This is a genomic window from Streptomyces sp. NPDC056224 (assembly GCF_042267665.1).
Lineage (GTDB): Bacteria > Actinomycetota > Actinomycetes > Streptomycetales > Streptomycetaceae > Streptomyces.
This window is the reverse complement of sequence record NZ_JBHJTK010000047.1, coordinates 34739-51728: the sequence shown is the minus strand read 5'-3', so window position 1 is coordinate 51728 and position 16990 is coordinate 34739. Positions and strand designations below refer to the sequence as shown.

Annotated in this window: 13 protein-coding genes and 1 pseudogene; 7 read left to right on the top strand and 7 right to left on the bottom strand. The window is 70.3% G+C overall.

The window, feature by feature from the left end; genetic code table 11:
• Window positions 1-347 precede the first annotated feature (347 nt).
• Window positions 348-824 (bottom strand): annotated as a pseudogene (locus ACFCZ1_RS33165) (site-specific integrase); the annotation flags it as partial.
• Between the two features lie 425 nt (window positions 825-1249).
• Between ACFCZ1_RS33165 and ACFCZ1_RS33160 the strand changes: the two are divergent.
• The 4 genes from ACFCZ1_RS33160 to ACFCZ1_RS33145 are packed head-to-tail and all read left to right on the top strand — an operon-like array spanning window position 1250 to window position 5944.
• Window positions 1250-2440 (top strand): polyprenyl synthetase family protein, encoded by a 1191-nt coding sequence (locus ACFCZ1_RS33160; RefSeq protein ID WP_376681983.1) that lies wholly within the window; start codon window positions 1250-1252, stop codon window positions 2438-2440.
• Window positions 2440-3978: a phytoene desaturase family protein gene (gene crtI, locus ACFCZ1_RS33155; RefSeq protein WP_376681982.1), complete on the top strand. Its 1539-nt coding sequence runs from the start codon at window positions 2440-2442 to the stop codon at window positions 3976-3978. Before ACFCZ1_RS33160 ends, crtI begins: the two co-directional genes overlap by 1 nt.
• Complete coding sequence (locus ACFCZ1_RS33150; protein ID WP_376681981.1) at window positions 3975-4955, top strand: phytoene/squalene synthase family protein; 981 nt, start codon at window positions 3975-3977, stop codon at window positions 4953-4955. The genes crtI and ACFCZ1_RS33150 overlap by 4 nt, the downstream gene beginning before the upstream one ends.
• Window positions 4952-5944 carry a DUF5914 domain-containing protein gene (locus ACFCZ1_RS33145; RefSeq protein WP_376681980.1) on the top strand — a complete coding sequence of 331 codons (993 nt, stop codon included), beginning with the start codon at window positions 4952-4954 and terminating at the stop codon, window positions 5942-5944. The genes ACFCZ1_RS33150 and ACFCZ1_RS33145 overlap by 4 nt, the downstream gene beginning before the upstream one ends.
• Before the next feature lie 40 nt (window positions 5945-5984).
• Here ACFCZ1_RS33145 and ACFCZ1_RS33140 read toward each other — a convergent pair whose 3' ends face one another.
• The 3 genes from ACFCZ1_RS33140 to ACFCZ1_RS33130 are packed head-to-tail and all read right to left on the bottom strand — an operon-like array spanning window position 5985 to window position 9559.
• Window positions 5985-7544, bottom strand: a complete 1560-nt coding sequence (locus ACFCZ1_RS33140; RefSeq protein WP_376681984.1) for an FAD-dependent oxidoreductase — start codon at window positions 7542-7544, stop codon at window positions 5985-5987.
• Entirely contained in the window at window positions 7523-8230 is a 708-nt protein-coding gene (locus tag ACFCZ1_RS33135; RefSeq protein WP_376681979.1) for a class I SAM-dependent methyltransferase, read from the bottom strand. The genes ACFCZ1_RS33140 and ACFCZ1_RS33135 overlap by 22 nt, the downstream gene beginning before the upstream one ends.
• 9 nt (window positions 8231-8239) lie before the next feature.
• Window positions 8240-9559, bottom strand: coding sequence for a lycopene cyclase family protein (locus ACFCZ1_RS33130; protein ID WP_376681978.1), 1320 nt, complete (start codon window positions 9557-9559; stop codon window positions 8240-8242).
• 564 nt (window positions 9560-10123) lie between these two features.
• Between ACFCZ1_RS33130 and ACFCZ1_RS33125 the strand changes: the two genes are divergently transcribed.
• A complete protein-coding gene (locus tag ACFCZ1_RS33125) occupies window positions 10124-10294 on the top strand; it encodes a hypothetical protein (RefSeq protein WP_376681977.1) in 171 nt (56 codons plus the stop codon).
• A gap of 239 nt (window positions 10295-10533) precedes the next feature.
• Here ACFCZ1_RS33125 and ACFCZ1_RS33120 read toward each other — a convergent pair whose 3' ends face one another.
• A complete protein-coding gene (locus tag ACFCZ1_RS33120) occupies window positions 10534-11277 on the bottom strand; it encodes an SDR family NAD(P)-dependent oxidoreductase (RefSeq protein WP_376681976.1) in 744 nt (247 codons plus the stop codon).
• Window positions 11278-12624: 1347 nt separating this feature from the next.
• Between ACFCZ1_RS33120 and ACFCZ1_RS33115 the strand changes: the two genes are divergently transcribed.
• Entirely contained in the window at window positions 12625-12855 is a 231-nt protein-coding gene (locus tag ACFCZ1_RS33115; protein WP_376681975.1) for a hypothetical protein, read from the top strand.
• Between the two features lie 366 nt (window positions 12856-13221).
• On the opposite strand, the gene ACFCZ1_RS33110 is transcribed toward ACFCZ1_RS33115, so the two are convergent.
• Window positions 13222-14340, bottom strand: a complete 1119-nt coding sequence (locus tag ACFCZ1_RS33110) for a fatty acid desaturase family protein (RefSeq protein ID WP_376681974.1) — start codon at window positions 14338-14340, stop codon at window positions 13222-13224.
• 7 nt (window positions 14341-14347) lie between these two features.
• Window positions 14348-15403, bottom strand: coding sequence for a ferredoxin reductase (locus tag ACFCZ1_RS33105; protein ID WP_376681973.1), 1056 nt, complete (start codon window positions 15401-15403; stop codon window positions 14348-14350).
• An 87-nt stretch (window positions 15404-15490) separates the two neighbouring features.
• Between ACFCZ1_RS33105 and ACFCZ1_RS33100 the strand changes: the two genes are divergently transcribed.
• Window positions 15491-16630 carry a PucR family transcriptional regulator gene (locus tag ACFCZ1_RS33100; RefSeq protein ID WP_376681972.1) on the top strand — a complete coding sequence of 380 codons (1140 nt, stop codon included), beginning with the start codon at window positions 15491-15493 and terminating at the stop codon, window positions 16628-16630.
• The last annotated feature ends 360 nt before the right edge of the window (window positions 16631-16990 follow it).

The window sequence follows — 16990 nt, the reverse complement described above, 5'->3', positions numbered from 1 at the left end:
ACCAGCCCACGACCGGGCATCAGTAAGTTCCCCACCCATGAACCGACCAACGACGGACCTGCCCAACCGTCACGGCAAACACCGTTGCAGTACTAACGGGCGGGAGTGAAACGCCTTCAAGGACTGCCTGGGCGGTGGATTCGGAGTGGCCCCGCCCTTCACCATGACCTGGCGCCGACTCCGAGGTCGCACGCCGCGCGCTGGCGGACGTCGTGGAGGCTCCGGAGGACGGATTTTCCTACTTCGAGGAGATCGTGCGGCTCCTGGAAGAGTGCGGCGTCACGGTCGTGCTCCAGTGAATCGCAGGCGCCCGAGCGAATACGAGTTCGGGACAGGCTGAGCGGGTTTCAGCGCCTGCTGTTGCCGGGCGCGAGCAGGCTGGTGACCTCGGCGATCGCCTCCGGGGATGGCTTGAAGTAGCGGCGGTCGTTCTCCGTCTTCTTGTGCCGTGACTTCGCCATGAGCATCAGCAGGCTGGCCCCGGCCTCGCCAAGGTGGGTCAGGCCGGAATGCCGGTATTCGTGCGGGTCCCAGCCGGTGCCCGGCCCGTGCACCGCAGTGTGTTCATCAAGCAGCGCACGGGTCTGCCCGTAGGAGAGGCGGGCGAGCCCGGTGTCCGGGCAGACGTCTCGCGGGCTGACCACCTTGCCGGGGCCTGGACGGCGGTGGGTGACGAACACGGGGCCGCGGGTGCGGCCCTTGAGCAGCCGGGGCAGCAGCCGGGCGGTGCCGGCGTCCCAGTACACCATTTCCAGCGCGTAGTCCTCCCGAGCGCCGCCACGGCGGAGGACCTTCGGCTGGGCGCCCTTCGCTTTCACCGGACAGGAGGCGGGACCGGAAAGCGAACAGGAACAGCGCATCGGCGACCACGCCCGCCGGGCCAGCCGCGTACTCGGCCTGAGCGCAACCGGCGACCAGAACGGGGCGAACCTCCTCCAGTAGCTGCTCTCTCACCCTCGCTCACGCCCGCCACTGATGCGGGTGGAGAGGAACTCGATGTCGCGGTAGGCGAGGATCCTGCGTGGTCTCCGGACTTTGAGGGCGCCGCGCCTTGTTCCGCGACGGCGCCGAAGCCGTATCCGATTCCGCAGATGCGCCCATCGGGTGGATCGGCCGGGTGGCCTGTCTGAGCCCATCGCCTGGCGGGGGACATATGGGGCGCGGAGCCACGGAACACAGCCGAGTGCATCCGTCCGCCCTGTCGACGCGAAACAGGCGGCAGACGCCACTTCACGACACGGAGGAACGAATGCAAGAAGTGTCGGCTGCGCGACATCTCACCCTCTCCGATACCTCGCCCGCAAGGCTCGCCGGCGCCCTGGCCGCAACAGTCGACGAAGACGTCGTCGCAGCTGTAAACCGCGAGTTGAAGATCCGCTGCGACGAGCTCATTGCGTTCGGCCATACCCTGGACCCCGTCTTCGCCACCGACATTGCCGAACGGCTGGCCGCCTACACGCTCAGCGGCGGCTCACGGATCCGCCCGCGGTTCCTTTGGTGGGCCCTGCGGGCATGTGGCGGATCGGACTACGAAACACCTGCGGCCCTGCGCATTGCGGCCGCTCTCGAACTCATCCAGAGCTGCGCCCTGATCCACGACGACGTCATGGACCACTCATCGGTGCGCCGAGGACGGCCCTCCTTCCACGCACAGCTCGCTCTGCAATACCCGGCCCCCACCCGCGAGGCTGTCACTGAGTCCTTCGCCCACTCCGCCTCCGTTCTGGCGGGCGACCTGGCTCTGTCCTGGGCGGATGACCTGGTCGCCACCACTGACCTCGAACCCGCGAAACGCGCCAGCGTTCGGCATCTCTGGCGTGCCATGAGAACCGAGATGGTCGCCGGCCAGTACCTCGATCTGCACGGCCAGGCCACCTCATCCCGCTCCGCGGCCCAGGCCATCCGCACCGTCTGCCTCAAGACCGCCCGCTACACAGTGGAACGGCCTCTGGCCCTCGGCGCGGTGCTGGCCGGAGCCGACGAGAGCACCTCCCGTGCCCTGGGTGCGGCGGGCCGGTGCGCTGGAATCGCCTTCCAGCTACGGGACGACCTTCTCGGCGTGTTCGGCGATCCCGTGGCGACCGGCAAGCCCTCCGGGGACGACATCCGCTCAGGCAAGTCGACCTACCTGATCGCGCTGGCCCACACCCGCGCCCAGGCAACCAAGGACACGTCCGTCACTGACCTTCTGGACTCCTGCCGGGGGGACTCCGAACTCTCCGAGCAGGCTCTGGCAGCCGTCCGTGACGCCTTGGTCTCCACCGGCGCTCCGGAGCGGGTCGAACGACGCATCGCGCGCCTGAGCCGCGCCGCCGAACACCACCTGCGCGCAGCACATCTGAGCGGGCCCGCCGCTGAGCACCTGACCGCGCTGCTGCGTCAGATTGCCGCACCGCGCGAGCAGCAAGCCACCAGCACAGCTGACCGCGGGAGCCTTTGATGAAGACGATCACCGGGCGCACCGACCACGTCGTCGTCATCGGCGCCGGCCTCGCGGGGCTGTCCGCAGCTCTCCATCTTCTCGGCTCCCATCGACGCGTGACCATCGTCGAACGTGACCTGCTCCCGGGCGGCCGAGCCGGACTCATCGAAGCCGATGGCTACCGTTTCGACAGCGGCCCGACCGTGCTCACCATGCCGCATCTACTCGAAGAGGCCTTCTCCGCCGCAGGCCAGTCGATGTCCGACCGGCTGACCCTGCACCCGCTGCACCCCGCCTACCGCGCCAGCTTCGCGGACGGCACCAGCCTCGACGTCCATACCGGGGCCAAGGCGATGGAAGCCGAGATCGAACGCTTCGCCGGAGGGCGGGAGGTCGCGGGATACCGCCTGCTGCGCCAGTGGCTGCACGACATCTACCAGGCGCAGATGAACCGGTTCATCGACAGCAACTTCGACTCGCCACTGTCCCTCCTGCACCCGGACCTGGCCCGGCTCGCCGCCCTGGGCGGTTTCGGCCGCCTCCAGTCGAAGATCGGCCGTTTCCTCACCGACGAGCGACTCCAGCGCGTCTTCTCCTTCCAAGCCCTCTACGCCGGCATCCCACCCGCCCGCGCCCTGGCCGCTTACGCCGTCATCGCCTACATGGACACCATCGCCGGCGTGTACTTCCCCCAGGGCGGCATGCACGCCGTACCCACTGCCATGTCCGCGGCCGCCGCGGACGCTGGCGCCAGCCTCCATTACGGTCAGACCGTCACCGCCCTGGAACGCACCGGCGAGCGGATCAGCGCCGTCATCACCGACCAGCAGCGCATCCCCTGCGACGCCGTTGTCCTCACCCCAGACCTACCCGCCGCCTACCGGCTGCTCGGCACCCGCCCGCGCCGCCCCCTCGCCCTGCGCCATTCCCCGTCGGCGGTGGTTCTGCACGCCGGGACGGACCGGACCTGGCCCGAACTGGCCCACCACACGATCTCCTTCGGCGCCGCCTGGAGGCAGACCTTCCAGGAACTCACCCGCACCGGGAACTTGATGAGCGATCCCTCCCTTCTCATCACCCGACCCACCGCGACCGACCCGAGCCTGGCTCCGCCCGGACGACACATCCACTACGTGCTCGCGCCCTGCCCCAACACCACCATCGGCCCCTCGGCCACCTCCTGGAAGGACCTGGGGCCCCGCTATCGCGACAGCCTGCTGCGCGAGCTGGAGCAGCGCGGCCTGACCGGTTTCGAGGACGCCATCAGCACCGAGGCCCTCATCACCCCCGCCGACTGGACGGCCCAGGGCCATGCCGCCGGCACACCCTTCTCCGTCGCCCACACGTTCCCGCAAACCGGGCCCTTCCGGCCCCGCAACCTCCCCAACGGCACCGCCAACGCCGTCCTCGCCGGCTGCGGCACCACCCCCGGCGTCGGCGTGCCCACCGTCCTGATCTCCGGCCGCCTCGCCGCCGCCCGCATCACCGGCCTCGCCCGGCCACGCCCCAAAAACTCATCCGCCCCGTCCACGATGCCCCAAGGCCACAGCGCATGACACGACGCGAACTCGACGCCGCCCGCATCACCGACCCCACCCAACGCGCCGCCTTCACCCAGTGCCGCCGCCTCAACGCCCGCCACGGCAAGACCTACTTCCTTGCCACCCGGCTCCTGCCACCCTCCCGCCGCCCCGCCGTCCATGCCCTCTACGGCTTCGCACGCCTCGCGGACGACATCGTCGACGACCTCCGCGCCCCCACCTCAACCGAACACCGGGCGCAGCAGCTCCAGAGACTTTCACAAGACGTACGCACGGCCATGGATGGCGGCCCCGGCCGCCATCCCGTCGTCAACGCGGTCGCCCACACAGCGCACCGCTACCACATCCCCCACCACTACTTCGATGACTTCCTCGCCTCCATGCGCGCCGACCTCACCGTCACCGACTACTCCACTTTTGATGCCCTGCGGAGCTACATGCACGGCTCCGCCGCCGTCATCGGCCTCCAGATGCTCCCGGTCCTCGGCCACGTCACCCCCCGCGAAGAAGCCGCCCCCCACGCAGCGGCCCTCGGCGAGGCGTTCCAACTGACCAACTTCGTCCGCGATGTCGGCGAGGACCTCGACCGCGACCGCGTCTACCTGCCCGCCGACCTCCTCGCCGCCTATGGCGTGGACCGCGACCTGCTGCAATGGAGCAGGCGCACCGGCCGACGCGACCCCCGCATCACCCGCGCCCTCCAGGCCGCCACCGAGCTCACCAGGACCGTCTACACGAAGGCGGCGCCCGGCATCGAGATGCTCGACCCCGTCTCCCGGCCTTGCGTGCGTACCGCCTGCGTGCTGTACGGGGAGATCCTCGACGCCGTCGCGCGCGACGGCTACGCCAGCGTCCATCACCGTTCCTCCGTCCGCCCGCTCCGCCGGGCGGCCGTTGCCGCCGCGGGACTCGCCGCGATCAGCAAAGCCCGTCTGACCGCCCCTGCGAACCGGCCCGACCTCGCCGGCCAAGCGTGCGAGGAGCCTCGATGAGCCCCCGTCCCTCCCACCGTCTGCCGATCAGCCTGCGCCGCGGCCCCCTGCCCTGGCATCGGCAGCAGCCGACGTGGCGCGCCGCCTCTCCCCAGATCATCGCGGCCGCCCTCAAACGGGCGCAGGCCCGCCCGGCAGGAAACTGGTACGTCCTGGGTCCCAGCACGGCCGTACTCTGCGAGGCCGGCTATGGCGCGACCATTGAAGGCACCGAGATCGTGGCGTGGCGGGACGGCGCCGGGACCCTGATCGCGGGGCCGGGTGCCTGTCCGCACCTGGGTGCCGCGCTGGCCGACGCTCCGATCCGCTGCGGCACGCTGGTCTGTCCCTGGCACGGACTGGCCCTCAACGGTGCCCCGTTCGCCGGCTGGCAGCCATTCCCGGCCCATGACGACGGCATTCTGGCCTGGGTCCGGCTCGACGACCACGGCGGCGATGACCCGCTGGAGACCCCCCTCATCCTGCCCCGACCGCCCTCCGGAACCTCGCTGGCCGCCGTCTACACCGGCACGGGGGTGTGCGAGCCCCAGGACATCATCGCCAACCGTCTCGATCCCTGGCACGGCTCATGGTTCCACCCCTACTCCTTCGCCGACCTCACCGTCCTCGACGACGGGGCCACCACCGACGTCATGACCGTGAAGGTCTCCTTCAAACTGGGCGGCCGTCTCGTCGTACCCGTGACTGCGGAGTTCACCGCCCCGGGCCCCCGCACCGTGGTCATGCGCATCACCGAAGGTGAGGGGGTCGGATCCGTCGTCGAAACCCATGCCACCCCGTTGGGCGCCGCCCGCGACGGCCGCCCCCGCACCCGCGTCACCGAAGCCGTCATCGCCACATCCCACAGGCCCGGCTTCACCGTCGCCCGCACCGCGGCCCCACTACTACGCCCTCTGATCCGGCGCGCGGCCGGACGTCTATGGAAGGACGACCTCGCCTACGCCGAACGCCGCTGGCAGCTGCGCAGCACCGGCCGCTACGCCGGCTGACCCCGCAGGGCTTGCGGGGCGCGGGCCTCCGCGCCTCGGATCACCGGCGTCTCAGGCCTGCCAGCGCCCGGCCGGCAGCCAGACGGCCCTTGAGGGGGACCGTCCACAGCGCCTCGCCGCGAACGCCCCACCCTTCCAGCAGGGCGTTCGCGGCGAGGAAACCACTGGTCGCAGCGCGCTCCATCAGGGCGACCGGCAACCCCGTGCGCACCAGATCCCCGGCCACCACCACCCGGGAATCAGTGGTACGCACAGTAGGCCGGTCCTGGTAGCCGCCCACGGTGAACAAGGGGCAGTCCGCGCGCCACTCGTGGCGGGCGTCGATGATCTTTGCGTCAACGGTTTCCGGATAGACCTCTCTCAGCCGGTTCACCAGCCCCTCCTCGACCCTCTCTCGTGACCCGGCAGGATCCACGGCGTAGGCGTGCAGTTCCACCACCGAGCCGCCGCTCGCCAGCGCCCAACGGTGTGCTTCGCCCTCCCACCGGTCCAGGACGCTCACGTTGTCCAGGCCGTCGTAGCCGCTGGTGCCCAGGAACCCGGGCCGCTCCCCGGCCACCGGCCGCGACAGCCACAGACGCGACACCAGGAACGGCGGAGCCGTCCGCAGAGCGCCGATCCGCGCCCGCCACGCGGCGCTCACCAGATCGGTCGAGGCAGCGGCCACCGCCTGCAGCCCGCCCGTGTCCAGGGCCAGCACCACCGCGTCGTACCCCTCGCCGCCCGCCTGCGCGACGACCGTCACCCCCTCCAGGCCGGCCGGTCGGACCTGGTTCACTGTCGTACCCGTGCGGATCTCCACGCCGAGCCCGTCCAGATGACGGGCCAGCGGGTCCCACAACGAGTGAGGGAACGGCTCGCGCGGCACGTCGAACAGCAGCCCCTCACTGGACCCCAGGAAGTAGATGTGGAACATCAACACCAGCTCGGCCGCCGACAGCTCCGCCGGGTCGGCGAAAAAGCTCCGCGAGAACACCTCGAATGCCAGATGATGCGCGGCCTCGGGGAAACGGATGGCCGCCAGGAACTCGGTGGCGCTCGTACCGTCCAACGCCTCGTACACCTGCGGCACCGCAACGTCCAGAAGCGGCAGGGCTGCCCGCGCATCCATCCGTCCCAGGTCGCGCCACGTGAAGGACGGACTCTGTGTGATGAACCCAAGAGCGCTCAGCGGCGGCGTACGCGGCACGCGCGCGAAGCTGTCCTGCCCTCCGTTCCGGTGGCGCAGCGGGTAGTCCGCGAGTCCGATCATGCCGTGCAGGCCCGGATCGGTCCGGCACAGCAGCGCCCGCAGGTTGTAGTACTGGCGGAAGAACGCGTGGAAGCCGCGGCTCATCGTGGCCTGTGAACCGTCGGCCAGCCGCGTCTGCCACCCAGCCAGCCTCCCCCCGAGCTGCGCGTCCCGCTCGTACAAGGTGACCCGCACCCCGCGTTCGGCCAGAACGATGGCCGCCGACAGCCCGGCGATCCCCCCGCCCACCACGGCCACCTGCCGCTCGCCCTGCTCCAGACGTGCCCGCCCACCCGGGGCCTCGACCCGGTGGGCCCGCCGGTCCCGCCCCGGATACGGTTGCCCCCTCACGCGGCGACCCCGACGAATGTGTGCGTGATCCCCGTCTGCCAACCCGGCAGCGGTAGCACCCGCACCCGGGAGAACCCGGCTTCCCGCATCCGTCCCGCGAACTCCGCCGCTGTGTCGAACCCCAGCACGCTGTGCCACAAGTGCTCATACAGCCGCGCGTCCCCGGTCGCCCTGCCCAGCGGGATGATCACCGACCGGCACACCGCCGTCCACAACATCCGCTCCATGCGCTTGCCGCTGAGCGCGTACTCGTGCACGGCGATCCGGGCACCGGGCGCCATCACGGCGCGCACCGACTTCAGTGTTCGGTCGGTGTCGGTCACGTTGCGAAACAGGTAGGCGGCGAAGACCGCGTCGAAGGGCCCCTCGACGCCGGCAGCACCGAGCCGGTCCGCCGACGCCTCGACCAAGCGGACACCGGGAGGCCACGGCTTCTCCGCCGCCCTCGCGAGCATGCCCGCAGAAGCGTCCACCGCCGTGATGTGGGCCAGCGGCGCCGCCGACAACAGGGCAGCGGTCGACGCACCGGTACCGCACCCCAGATCCAGGACACGGGCACCGCGCCCGGCGTCCGGCAGGCCCAGCCGCCGGGCAGAGCGGCGCAGGTGCCCGTGATAGCCGGGGCTCGCCGAGACCATCCAGTCGTAGCGGGCCGCGGCGTGGTCGAACGCCTCGGACAGGGAATCGTCGCGCAGCAGGGACATGAGAGCCTTTCAACGATGCACCGGCCAAGAGGCAGGCGCGGACCGGGGCAACAGGGGAAGATCCAGCAGCGAGCGCAGCATGGGAACCACAGGCGTACGCAAGCCCACGCCGACGTCTTCCCACAAGGAAGTGGCTCCGTCGAGGAACCGCAGCATTCGTTCCGCCGGCACGGACGAGAAGAGCTGTGTGAAGAACTGAGCGCCGTCAACCCGGCCGGTGTCCAGGGCCCGCAGCAGTACCGCGTCCATCGTCCGCGCCCGCCCTGCGTGCGGGGCCGGCACGCGGGCCGGAGAGCGTCCTGCCCGGACGGCCCGGGCCAGGTACAGGCTGTGCCGCTGGATCGCGGCGAAGGTGTAACCGGTGGACGGGCGGGTCGCCCCGCCCGCGGCACCGATCGGGAAGACCCGGCGCGCATGGCGACGGGGCAGGCGCCCGTCGCTCATGGGAATCACCCCCTGTTCCTGCTCGCCCACCACGTACTCGCCCAGCGCCAGGACGCTGCCGCAGTAGCGACTCAGGGCACGGTGGTAGGCCGCTTCGTCCAGGGTGGCGGGGGAGAACTCCGTGTACTCCACCAGAGCCTCATGGCAGCTGGTGGGAAGGACGTACCCGAAAGCCAGGCCGCGCGCAGGCTGGGGAAGGCGGAAATCCATCAGGATGGCCGCACTCGGATCGAAGACCGGCTTCGAAGTACGGACGAACCAGCCCCGAAAATGCTGCAGCAGCGTGGTCCTGGCGGCCGGCAGCCGAGGGGGCGGCCGCGAGTCGAAGACCAGACCCGACCGAAGGCCCGATACAACCCCTGCCACATCACGGCCCCACACCACAGCTTCGTCACCGATGTCCGTGACCCGCTCGACCGTGAGCTGCCGCACCGCGACCCCGGATCTGCGCAGCCGCTCGGACATGGCCTCCTCGAACCGGCCCGACCTGAGCATCTTGTACCGCAGAGCCCCCAATGACCGGTCGACAACCGTCCCGTCAGGCCCGTACACGCGCAGCCGGTCCCAACTCGTTTCGAGCAGATGGTCGTACGGCCCCCTGCCCGCCTCCCAGAAGCACCAGGTCCGGTCCGGGGAACGCAGGGGCCCCGGCGGGGCCTCCACCACTAGGACGCGCGGCCGAAGCCCTGAGCCGGAGGGAGGCCCGGCCAGGTGAGCCGCCAGGGACAGCCCCGCTGCTCCTGCTCCGACGATGGTGATATCAGCGTTCCAGCTCAATGCGGGCCTTCCGGCGGGTGCGGCGACGTTCCGTCTTCCGACCCGGGCGCCTGGACGGATGCAGAAACCAGTGTGGCCCCGCCTCCCCCGGGAAGCGGAAGCGCACACGCCGCAGAGCCCGTGCGGGCTGCCGAACGGGGTGTGCCCGGCGGGCGTGGGACAGCGGCGATGCGGTCAGCAGATCGTGCCGTACCGGCTGGTCTGTCGGTACGGCACGGCCTCAAGCCTCAGGTCCTCGTGAGGGTGCAGGTGTAGGGGGAGTTGCCTGACGGGCCTTGACCCAAGGCCGGGTAGTTAACGTATTTGTACTGGCGGCAAGGGTTTTGGGCTGGCGAAGGTGGCGGGTGCGGTCTTGGTGATGGGTCCTTGCGCTGCCCATCTGTCGAGTTGCCGGCACATAGTGCTCACGGTGATGTCGCCGAGATGGCGGGCCAGGTCGCGGGTGCGCCAGTGACGGTCTGGGTCTGCCTGAAGGAGCGCGAGGACGCGCTGTTTGCGGCGGCCGGCCAGTGGGGTGTACCGGTCGTCGTGAGAGACCGTCGGTAGGTCCGGCTCGGGTTCAAGGACGGTGATGTCGAGGCCGGTCACGGTGCGGCTGGCATCCGGACGGCCGTCCTCGAGACGTCCGTTGCAGCGGGACGTCGGCGACTTGACCTTGCGGGTACTGACCCGTTGGCGTCTGGGCGGGGGGAGGTCGGCCAGCAGTCGGCGCCCGATGTGACCGACCTGGCCGACGGCTGTGGCCGTCACGTCGGCGGCCTGTATGACCTGGTCACGGCCACGCTGGACGACTTCCGCCAGGCAGGCATCGAGGTGGCCGGCCAGGCACCGGCGCCGAGGTAGCCCAGCGGGCAGGACAACGCCCTCACCCTGTGGCGGTCCACACTCGCGGAACAGGTTCTGCGAGAGCTCGTTGGCCTGGCGGGTGCACGCCTCTGCCCGGGGTGCCTCGATCCTTTGGGGCGGCGGCGCGCCCGGGGCTGGCGCCGTCCCGGATCGGCCCGTGCCGTCCCTGGTAGGGAGCCGCCTTCACACCGCGCGCTGGTCGTCTATGCCAAGGCCCGACAGACATATGGGTCAGATCAGATCACGGTGCCCGTTTCATGGGCCAGCGCTTGCAGGAGGCGGTCCTGGAAGGCTTGCTCGTGGACCGCTGGATGCGGTTGCTGCTGTTGGCGGTGATACCAGTATCCGCCGGTCGTCATGGCCTGGGGATCGTCGCTCGTCGCCAGCCACTCCTGCGTCTGGTGGCCGAGCTCGAGATCGTCCGGCGCGTTTGGGCCCCCCATTCTCGTCGGCACCCAGCCCGGATCCACCGCGTTGCTCAGGACCCCGGGGCGCAGGCGGGCCACGGCGGCCGCGAGCGTCGTGACGAACAGCTTGCTGTCCGCGTACGAGCCCGCGTGCCCGCCCCGCCAGTCGATGCCGGCAAGCGAGGGGTGGGGATGTCCGCTGAAATGTGAGCCGCTGCTGAGGTACACCAGGCGGCGGGGTTCGCGCAGCAGGGCTGTGAGCAGGTATGGCGCGATGATGTTGACTGGCATGACCGCCGGGCCGCTCCACACGCCGGCGTTGTGAATAACCGCGTCGAGCGGCTTCGCGTCGTTCAGCTCTGCGGCGATGCGCCGCACGGCGTTGCGGTCCGTGAAGTCGCCCACCACGATGCCTGCTCCCCGGTCCAGTAGTGGGCCGAGGTTGGGCGCGCGCTCCGGGTTGCGGGCGTGCACCACCACCTGGTGTCCCGCGGACAGCAGTGAGTGCGCTGCGGCCCGTCCCAGGCCGTCGGTGGAACCCGTCACCAGAATCCGGCTGGTCGTGTGATTCACGAGGTCTCCTCATCGAGGCAGGAGGTGTCACTACGAGCGACGTGGGGCAGATGGGTCGTCCGCATCCTGGCACGAGCCGGACAGCCGCGCGTCGCACGGAGCACGGAGTCGTCTCCGTTCAGCCCGAGAGGGCGTGTGTCTTCAGGCGACGGACAGGGTTTGCCGCGCGATCGCCCAGACGATCAGTACGAGGGCAAGCAGTACAGCGCCGCCGGCAATTACCAGCGGAGGCCGAGTGGATCAGGTGCGGGTGCCGAGGGCGAGCATGAGGGAGAGGGCCATGGTGGTGGCGGGGCCTGGCGGCGGTGGCTTGGTTGAGGCGTCGGGTTCGGTGGCTGGGAGCGCGACGGCGATACAGGCGGGCCGGCCGGGCAGTAGCGGGGGCTGGCTGCGGAGAGGACCTCGGCTGCCTGCGCGGCTGGGCCGTTTTCTTAGGGATCACCTCGACGGCCGAGGGGGCAGTCGCTGCGGGGATGATCATTTTGGTCCAGGCGCGGCCGACTGGGCAGTGTCTGATGGCTCTTGCCCGGATGGTGGAACTGACGAATGCTCAGTGGGATCGCTAGCCCCCCTGCTGCCGGAGACCGGCGCCCCAGGCGGTCGGTGGGCGTCGGGACGGGCTGGCACTGCCAGACAGCCCGGGTCCGGCAAGCGAGACGGGAAGGTGCACGCGAGGAATCAGTGCTTTCTGGACCGAGACCCGGCCATGACCGGCAGGCCGGCGACGGCGCTACGTAAGTCGGCGCGCGACATCCGCACGCGGATGCTCGGTGAGGGGCGGCGGCCGTTGAGCAGGGAGAGCGCTGGTCGGCCGAGGTGGGAGAGGTGAGAGTGCTCCTCGTCCCTCGGGAAGACGATTCCCTCGCCTGAGCCTGTCCGGATGCGCCGGTCGTGCGCGAGCAGGCTACGCCCAGCCCCAACCCCAGCCCCAGCCCCCGCCCCCGCTCTTGCCCCCGCTGCTCCCGGCGCTGTCGCGCCGCCAGCCCGGGACATGCTGGCCTCGCGCATGGGCGGGTCCGGCGACCCGTGGGGTGCGCCTCCGGCGGGACGGGTGCCCGCCCCCGCCCCGGCTCCGGGCACCGCGCCCACCCCCGCCTCGCCTGTGGCGGCGCCGGTGCGGGAGGCCGTCGACCCGTGGGCGCCACCCGCGAGTACGGACGCGAAGCGTTCCTGGGGTCCGCTGACCGAGGGGCGGCTTACCTTCCGCAGGTGGTCGTAGCGATCCGACCTTCCAGCAGTGCCGGACGGACCCGGTTGAGGCAGAGCCAGACCGTTCCCTCTCGCCGCGGGAGGCTGCGCGGGCCGCCGTCGTGCAGGACGCGGGTCCAGCGTTCGGCCTCTGACCGGATGCCGGGAGCGAGTCCCTCCAGCCGCTCGGCGAGCCATCGCTCGAAGGAGGGCTCGCTGTCGTCCTCGAAGATCCCCATCTTCGCGATTCCGGCCGGCTGGGACTGGGAGATCGACCATCAGCAGCCCGGCTACTGCGCCAACGGGCACCTCATGCCCCTGACCGGCACCGCCACCGTCTCTGAAGACCTGCCCAACGCACCCCGCGGGCTGCTCGTCCTCGGATCCTGACCCCGAACCGCCGGCGCCCAAGGCAGGCATACACGTCACCCCGTTGCGGGTCTCCTGGTGACGGTCGGGATACGGGCCGCCACGGCGCCCGGCGTGGGGTCGGTGGGCTGCTTATGGACCACAGGAACGTTCCAGCGCAGAGAAGTTTCGCCGACGTGCGGGCGGGCGGCGGGTGGGTGTCGGATTCTCCGATCTACGACGCCCTCGAGCGGCAGTGGCGCCAGGAAGGCCGGGAGGTTCCCGGCGGCGAAGGAACCGCGCCAAAAGGAAGGCACCGGTCGGCAGGCGCAGACCGGTTCCACCGCGGCTGACCGGACCGGCGGTGTGCCGTCGGTATGGCCGAAAGATCTGAACCAATACCGGGAATCAGGCCGCGACGAGCTCCTGCTCGCGGTCCGGCGTTTTGACCTTGGGCTTCTTGTTCGGCAGTGAGAGCCGGAAGACCTTGCGCCACGCGGAGAACACCTGCTTGGGGAGCGGCCCGGTGACGTACTCCAGCTCGTACTTCTCGAACAACGCGCGCACCTTCACCGCGACCTCGGCGTACCGGTTGCTGGGCAGGTCCGGGAACAGGTGGTGCTCGATCTGGTGCGACAGGTTGCCGGTCATGAAGTGCATGGCCCTGCTGCCGCTGATGTTCGCCGAGCCCATCATCTGGCGCAGATACCACTGGCCGCGCGTCTCGCCCCTGATCGACCGGCGCTCGAAGACCTGCACGCCCTCGGGGAAGTGCCCGCACATGATCACCGAGTGGGTCCAGAGGTTGCGGACCAGATTCGCGGTGAACGTGGCGGCGAGCGTGGGCAGGAACGAGGGGCCCGACAGCAGCGGGTGGATCACGTAGTCCTTGAGCACCTGCTTGCGGATCTTGCGGCCCACGGCCTTGGCCCGCGCGCGGAACTCCGGGTTCTTGCGGCGGCGCTTGTTCAGGTTCTTGCCGAGCTCCAGGTCGTACGCCGCGATGCCGTACTCGAAGAAGCAGGCGTTGATGAAGTTCCACAGCGGCTGGCCGAGGTGGAACGGGTGCCACTTCTGGTCCTCGTCGACGCGCATGATGCCGTAGCCGAGGTCGTTGTCCTTGCCGATCACGTTGGTGTACGTGTGGTGCAGCTCGTTGTGCGAGTGCTTCCACTGATCGGCCGGCGAGACGTGATCCCACTCCCAGGTGGTGGAGTGGATCTTCGGGTCCCGCATCCAGTCCCACTGGCCGTGCAGGATGTTGTGGCCGATCTCCATGTTGTCCATGATCTTCGCCACGGACAGACCGGCGGTGCCGATCACCCACGCGGGCGGGAAGATCGAGAACAGCAGCACGCCCCTGCTGACCAGCTCGAGCTTGCGCTGCGCCGAGATCACCTTACGGATGTAGGCGGCGTCCTTCTCGCCGCGGCCGGCGATCACCTCGTCGCGGATCGCGTCCAGCTCGCGGCCGAGCTCCTCGATCTGCTCCGCGGTGAGGTGGGCGGTGGGGTCGATGGCGGTCAAGGTGCTCCTACCGTTCGATGTCACAAGGGCCCGCCGCGGCGGACACGCAGGTCTGGATGAGGACGCCCGGTTCGGCCTCGGTGATCTCGCCGGTGCGCAGGTCGCGGACGGCGCCCGCCTTGAGCGGCGTGACGCAGCCGAAGCAGATGCCCATGCGGCACCCGGAGGGCATGAGCACGCCGGCCTCCTCGCCGACGTCCAGCAACGGCGTGGCGCCGTCCGCGTCGACGGTCTTGCCGGTGGCGCTGAACGTGACCTCGCCGCCGTCACCGGCGACGACGATGCGGGGGCGGAAGCGTTCGGTGTGCAGGCGCTCGGGGACGCCGTACTCGCTCCAGTGCTTTTCGGCGGCGTCGAGCAGGCCCGCGGGCCCGCAGGCCCAGGTCTCGCGCTCGGCCCAGTCGGGCACGAGTTCGTCGAGACGGGCGATGTCGAGCATGCCGTCGGTGTCGGTGTGCACCTCGGTGAGCCGCAGCTTCTTGTCCGCGACCAGGCGGTGCAGCTCGTCGCGGAAGATCACGTCCTGCGGCTGTGGCGCGCAGTGGACCATGACGACGTCGTTGAACTCGGTGTCGCGCAGCATGCCCATCACGGGTGTGATGCCACTGCCGGCCGTCAGGTAGAGCACCTTGGCGGGCTTGGCCTGCGGCAGCACGAAGTCACCGGCCGGCTGGTCGAGCTGGACCAGCGTGCCCGGTTTCGCCCTGCGGACCAGGTGGTTGCTGACCTTGCCGTCCGGGATCGCCTTCACGGTGATCGTGACGCGGCCGTCCTGGCGGTTTGTCGGCGAGGTGATGGAGTAGGCACGCCACAGGCGCACCCCGTCGACGTCGACCCCGATCCGCACGTACTGACCGGCTGTGTGGCCGCGCCAGCCCCGTCCCGGCCTGATCACGATAGTCGCGGTGTTACCCGTCTCGGGGTGCACGGCCTCGATGCGCCCACGCAGGTCAGCGCCCGCACGCAGCGGGCTGACCAGGTCGAGGTAGTCCGACGGCAGCAGCGGCGTCGTGACCATCTCCAGCAGTTTCCACGCCCTGCTGCGGAGGGCTGCACTCGTCATGACTCCAGCTTGCTGCGCCTCAAGGGGTAAAGTCCTGACCGCAGGACGTAAATTTGATCGGCTGAATTGTTCGCAGGGAATAAAACCGTGAGCCATGCAATCCGGAGGGCCAGCGAACTGGCCCTGGATGAGACGACGGTCACCGCACTTCGGGCCGCGCTGAAGACCACCGCCGACGAGGTCGTCCAGGCGATCATCGACGAGGTCCCTCCCTACGCCAACGCCCTTTCGGGCCGCATGGGCGCCACCATCCGCCGAGCCGTCCGTACCGCCCTGGGGCACTACCTGGACCTCGCGAGCGGGAACGCCACAGGCGGCGACGCTGGTGACGCAGCCTACGAGCTGGGCCGCGGCGAGGTGCGCGACGGCCGTTCGATGGACGCCCTGCTCAGCGCCTACCGCGTCGGCGCCCGCGTGGCCTGGCGATGCCTGGCAGCGGGTGCCGTACCCGTAGGTCTGGCCGCCGCCGAGGTCGCCAAGTTCGCCGAGCTGACCTTCGCCTACATCGACGAGCTCTCTGCCGCGAGCGCCGCGGGCCACGCCGACGAACTGGCCGCCCGGGGCAGGGCCCACGAGCGCCACCTGGAACACCTGGCCCGCGACCTCCTCGCCGGCTCGAGCCCGGACGTGCTGCTGGCCTCTGTTCAACGGGCCGGGTGGCAGCCTCCGGTTTCGCTGACCGCGGTCCTGCTGCCCGCCGCCCAGGCCCGGCCTGCCTACCGCGCGCTCGACCCGAGCACCCTCGTCCTCGACGATCTGCCGGACGCCACCGGTGCGCTGCTCGTCCCCGATGCCGACCGATCACATCTCTTGCGGCAGCTGACCGACCGCACCGCCGTGGTCGGCCCGGCCCGGCCATGGACTCGTGCGTCCGCCTCGTACGCACGAGCCGTACGCGCGCGCTCCCTCTCCTCCGACATTCGCGACACCGAGGACCACCTGCCCGAGCTGGTGCTGAGCGCCGACGCGGACGCGTTCGCAGACCTGCGTGCCCGAGCCCTCGCACCGTTGCGGACCTTGCCTGTCGCGACGGCACGGCGGCTGGAGGAGACGTTGCGAGCGTGGCTGCTGCACCAGGGCAGGCGGGACGAGGCGGCGGCGGCGTTGTTCGTCCATCCCCAGACAGTCCGGTACCGGATGTCGCAGCTGCGGGAGCTGTTTCCGGATCTCGCATCGCCACACCGGGTCCTTGAACTGACGCTGGCGGTCGGTCTTCGGGTCAGCTGACGCGTACTTCGACCGTCCACGACCGCGTCCGCGAGCAGTCCAGGAATCGTGCCTCGTTCTCGGTGCCATCAGCTAGCTCATGCGGCCCCGGGGGAGAGCTGTATTGGCCAGCTGAGACCGGGGGTTGATGTGAAGAGCAGACAAGGCCTCGGGAAGCCCGTCGGGGGCGCTGTTCTGGCACGAGCTGACCTACGGGCGCGCGGCGGGCTGCAACTGGGTGACCGGCGGGGCGGTCAGGCCGGGTCACCAGGGGCGGGGGGCCGGGCCGCTCGCGCCGGGGACCACCGCCCGGCCTGGTCGACGCCGGCTGGATCCTCGCCACCCCCATCACGCACCTGACCCTGCTGCGCGCCCACCTAC